3 protein-coding genes and 1 pseudogene are annotated in these 4261 nt (G+C 75.4%); 1 reads left to right on the top strand and 3 read right to left on the bottom strand.

The annotated features are described in order from the left end of the window. The 3 genes from KIK08_RS37255 to KIK08_RS37245 form a co-directional block, all read right to left on the bottom strand. Positions 1-1908, bottom strand: a 1908-nt coding sequence (locus KIK08_RS37255) for a dynamin family protein (protein ID WP_214408021.1), incomplete at its 3' end; no start/stop codon positions are given. Positions 1909-2037: 129 nt separating this feature from the next. Next, positions 2038-2874: an IniB N-terminal domain-containing protein gene (locus KIK08_RS37250; protein ID WP_214408020.1), complete on the bottom strand. Its 837-nt coding sequence runs from the start codon at positions 2872-2874 to the stop codon at positions 2038-2040. A gap of 61 nt (positions 2875-2935) precedes the next feature. Further along, the gene (locus KIK08_RS37245; RefSeq protein WP_214408019.1) at positions 2936-3520 is read right to left on the bottom strand and encodes an MSCRAMM family adhesin SdrC; all 585 of its coding nucleotides are present in this window, start codon (positions 3518-3520) and stop codon (positions 2936-2938) included. 284 nt (positions 3521-3804) lie between these two features. Here KIK08_RS37245 and KIK08_RS37240 point away from each other — a divergent pair. Further along, positions 3805-4261: pseudogene (locus tag KIK08_RS37240) on the top strand (Hsp70 family protein); the annotation flags it as partial.

Raw genomic sequence — 4261 nt, 5'->3', positions numbered from 1 at the left:
GCCCGCCCCGCTCGGGGACGGTTCCGGCGCGGGCGCGGGCGCGGGCGCGGGCCGCGGCGCGGCGACCAGGGCGCGGGCGGCCTGGCGCAGCGCCTCCAGCTCCTGCAGCTGGGTGCGGATCTCCGGGATGCGCCGCTCCCGCTCGCCCTGCGACGCCTTCAGCGCGCGTTCGGCGGCCTGCTGGGACTCCCCCAGCGACCGCTTCATCTCCTCGGCCTGGGCGGTGAAGTGGTCGCGCAGGTCGCGCTGCACGCCGCGCAGCCGGTCGCGCGACTCCTTGGCCACCTGGAACGTGACGTCGTCGACGTAGCGGCGCACGGCCGCCCTGGCCTCGTTCTGCCGCTTGGTCACGATCCGCTTGCGCTCGTCGCGGATGGACTTGCCGGCCATGAACAGCCCGGCGCCCAGGCCCAGCGGGTTGACCAGCGCGGCGAACCCGACGAACGTGCCGAGCATCCCGAACATCAGCATGCCCATGTAGCCGCCGCGCATGCCGACCAGCGCCTTCTGGCCCAGGCCGAAGGACTCCTCGGCGCGCATCGCGATCGGGCGCACCGAGGTGAGCGCGTCGGAGCGCTCGGCGCGCAGGGCGGGCAGCAGCTGGTCGCGGTCGGCGGAGAAGTGCTCGGCCACCCGCTCGCCCAGCCAGCGGGTGCGCTGGGTGGCCCAGACGAAGTTGGCCGCCGCGGCCGAGGCCACCTCCTGGTGGGCCCAGCGCGTGAACTGCTCCCACGTGGTGCTCGGGTCGCCCGCCGAGATCTCCTCCTCGGCGACCCGGGTGATCTCGCGCATCCGGCCCCGCAGGTCGTGGTCGATGTCGGCGTTGAGGTCGGCGACGCCGTCGCCGAGGGTCTGCTGCCAGCGCGCGGAGCGGTCCTTGAGCTCGTTGGCCCGGGTGCGCGCCGCGGCCAGCCGCTCGACCAGCGCGCGGGCCGCCTCCGGGTCCTGCTGGGCGGCCAGCTCGGTGCGCAGCCCGCCGACCAGCTGCCCGCTCACCGCCAGGACGTCGTGCGCGACCGAACGCCGGGCCAGCCGGTCGGCCTGGCCCAGCACGTCGCGGCGCAGGTAGCGGACCAGCTCCGGGAACCCGGACTCCTCGTTCAGCTCGGTGTCGTTGGCCAGCACGGCCTCCCAGCGCAGTGTCGAGGACACCGCGAACAGCGGCGCGGTGATACCGGCCCGCTGCAGGTGGGCGCGGTCGATCTCGGCGATGCGCCGCCACTGCGGGTAGAGGTCGTTCTTGGTCAGCACGCACGCCACGTTCGGGCACACGGCCGCCGCCCTGGCCAGGAACTCCAGCTCGGGAGCCGTGTACTCCTGGGAGGCGTCGGAGACCAGCAGCACCGCGTCGGCGGTCGGCAGGGTCGCGGTCGTCGCTGCCCCGTGCACCGACGACAGGCCGCCGACCCCGGGGGTGTCGACCAGCTCCAGGCCCCCGGCCAGCACCGGGCGCGGGACGCCGACCTCCACGTGGTCGAGCCGGTCGGCGCCGTCCGCGGTGCCGGTCAGGTGCGCGGCGAGGTCCTCGGCCGGCACCTCGACGCGCTCCAGCGCCGGCCCGGCGTCCGGGTCCGGGCCGGAGCCGTCGAGGACGGCCGCCTCCGGCACCGCCGCGTCGGGCGCGGGCAGGGCCCGGCGCACGAGCGTGACGGTCACCGCCGCGCTGTGGTGCACCACCGTCGGCACGGCCGTGGCGATGTCGTCGGAGACCGGGCAGACCGGGGCCCCGGCCAGGCCGTTGACCAGCTGGCTCTTGCCCTGCTTGAACTCGCCGACCACCAGCACCCGGACCCGGCCGTCGACCAGCCGGGTCCGGGCCTGGCGCAGCCGGGCGGTCAGGTCGGGCCGGTCGTGGCGGCCGACGACGGCGAGGCCGAGGTCGACGACCTCGGCCGGGGTCGGGGACATGGCTGCTCCCTGGGATCGCGGTGGATGGGATCGGCGGTGAACGGCGCACGAGGACGGGCGCCGCGGCCGGCGGGGGTCGGTTGCCGGCCGCGGCGCCCGCGGTGCGGTCGCCCGGGGTGTCGGGTGGGTTCAGGCGACCGGGTCGAAGGCCTCGTCGGCGTCGACGGACGCCTCCTCGGCCTGGTCCGGCGCCGCCTCCGAAGAGGCCGCGTCGGCGGACGCCTCGTTGATCTCCGAGTCGATCCCCGGGTCGATCCCCGAATCGGGCTCGACCGCGGAGTCGGGCTCCGTGGCGCCGGCGTCGGGCGCGTCGGGCTCGGCGCCGGTCCCGCCGTCCGACTCGACCGGGAACGGCCCCTCGCCGCCACCCGGGTCGACGTCGCCGGGCCCGGTGCCGCCGTTGAACGAGTTCTCCGCGTTGATCGCGACGACGTCGTTCTCCACCACGCTGTTGTCGACGGCGTTGAACGAGTCGTTGATCGCGGTGACGTCGTTGTTGACGACGCTGTTGTCGACCACGGCGTCGACGCTGTTGTCGACGCTGTTGTCGGCGTTGAACGAGTCGTTGACGATCGTGGTGTCGTCGTCGGAGAACTGGTTGTTGAAGATGAACGTGTCGCGGTCGTCGATGGTCACCGGCGCCGCGGCCTGCAGCGCCAGCGCCGAGTGCTCGTGCGCCACCGCCGCTTGGGTGTGCGGGGCGGCCGAGTAGTTCGACGCCGTGTGGTTGATCTCCCGCACCGGGTCGTCGCCCGACGGCGGGGCGCTGTCCCCCGTGGCCGAGGCTCCTCCGGCGTCGCACAGCTCCAGGCGGGCGTCGCGCACGTCCTGCGCGGTCACACCCTCCAGTCCGCGCTCGGCCAGCGCCCCTTCCGGGTCCTGCTCGAACGCCGCCGCGGCGGCGGGGTCGCGCATGAGCTCCAGCAGGAACGCGATCAGGTCCGACAGGGCGAGCACGTCGCTCACCTCCTCCCTCTTCCGGGCGCCGGGGCCGGCCCACCGGGGTGGGACCGGCCCCGAGGCCTCATCAGCCGATGGCGCTCAGGTCGTCGACGTCGACGTCCTGGTCCGCCTCCTGCTCCGCGGACAGGTCGCCGTCCTGGTCGGTGTCGGCGTCCTGCTCGGCCTCCTGCTCGAAGTCCTGCGCCGAGTCCTGGTCGGAGTCCTGCTCGGCGTCCACGTCGACGTTGGACACGGCGCTGCCACCCGCGCCACCGCTGGCGTCGGCGTCGCCGCCGTCGCCGGTGACGCCGCCGGCGCCGCCGAGGCCGAAGCCGTTGGCGTCGCCGGCGTCACCGAAGTTGATGTTGACGCCGTCGCCGTTGCCGCCCTGGTCGATGCCGCCGCCGACGCCGCCGAGGCCGAAGCCCGCCCCGCCGTCGGCGCTGCCGCTGGAGCCGCCCAGCGCGACGCCGCCGTCGCCGCCGTCGCCGGCCTCGGTGTTGGTGACGGTGTTGGTGTCCTGGTCCTGCACGGCGGCCTGGGTGTTGGCCTGCTCGCCGACCAGGGCCGACTGCTGCTCGGTGTTGGACAGCAGGTCCTGGTTCTGGTCCAGGTCCAGGTCCTCGCGCAGGTCGGCGATGAACTCGTTGAGGTTGAACGGGTTGCTCATGGTGGTGCTCCTGTGGATCGGGGTTCTCGGGCCGGGCCGCTGTCGGGCCTGGCCTCGCCGGCCGGATCCGCTGTCCGGCTCGAGAACGAAGTTAGGTCGGCGCGGGGCCCCCGCCATCCGGGTCGACCCCTGCCGCGCTCGCCGTCCGACCGGGGGTCGCTCGGCCCCCACCGGGCCCACTACGGGATTCCCCCCGTGCCGCCCCACCAGCGCGAACCCGGGCATGGCCGGGCCGCGTGCTGAGGGGGATGGTCGCAAGAACCCGAACCCGGAACGGAGCAGCGATGTCGTACCAGCTGGCGGTGGACGTGGGCACCACCCACGTGAGCGCCGCGGTCGCCCGCCCGGACGGCACGGTCGAACCCGCCGCGATCGGCGGGGGCACCGGCACCGTCCCGGCGGTCGTCCACGTGGACGCCCACGGGCGGCTGACGGTCGGCGAGACCGCCGAGCGCCGGCTGCTGTCCGACCCCGACCGCGTCGTGCGGGAGCTGGTCCGCCGGATCGGCGACCGGGCCCCGCTGGTCGTGGGCGGGGTGGCGGTGGCGGCCGAGGTGCTGGCGGCGAGGGTGGTCGCGCACGTCGCCCGCACGGTCGCCACCACCGAGGGCGGGCCCGCGGCCGCGCTCGCCGTCACCCACCCCACGTCATGGGGACCGCACAAGGTGGAGGCGCTGCGCGCCGCGCTGGGCACGGTCGGGCTGGACCGGGCCGTGCTGCTGAGCGAGGCGCGGGCCGCGG

The organism is Pseudonocardia lacus, assembly GCF_018531445.1.
In the GTDB taxonomy this organism is placed as follows: Bacteria; Actinomycetota; Actinomycetes; order Mycobacteriales; family Pseudonocardiaceae; genus Pseudonocardia; species Pseudonocardia lacus.
This window is presented reverse-complemented; position numbering and strand designations above follow the sequence as displayed.